This is a genomic window from Paraburkholderia sp. SIMBA_030 (assembly GCF_046535245.1).
GTDB lineage: Bacteria > Pseudomonadota > Gammaproteobacteria > Burkholderiales > Burkholderiaceae > Paraburkholderia.
In genome coordinates, this window is record NZ_JAWRXB010001610.1 from 1 (window position 1) to 237 (window position 237).

General features: G+C 39.2%; 1 protein-coding gene. It reads right to left on the minus strand.

Annotation, left to right across the window (positions count from 1 at the left end; translation table 11 throughout):
* Positions 1-29: 29 nt before the first annotated feature.
* A partial coding sequence (locus SB772_RS45445; protein WP_410839210.1) for a hypothetical protein occupies positions 30-237 on the minus strand: 208 nt, incomplete at its 5' end.

A 237-nucleotide genomic window follows, 5' to 3' on the forward strand; every position in this document is an offset into this window, starting at 1 on the left:
GCGTGCGTATCAGTAGCACCGTTTAAATTTTAATTATCATCCTCATCGATCGCTGTTGTCTCACTATCGCTTAGGTCATCATCAATAGGCTTAGCATCGCTTTGCTTGTTACTTGTCTCGCTGCCTTTCTCATTAATTCTCTCACCTTTACGCTTTTCTTTTATTCTCTTATCTTCGTTCTTCTGACGTTTCTCTTTACGCTTTTTCTTCGCTTTCTTTTTGGACTTTTCATCATCG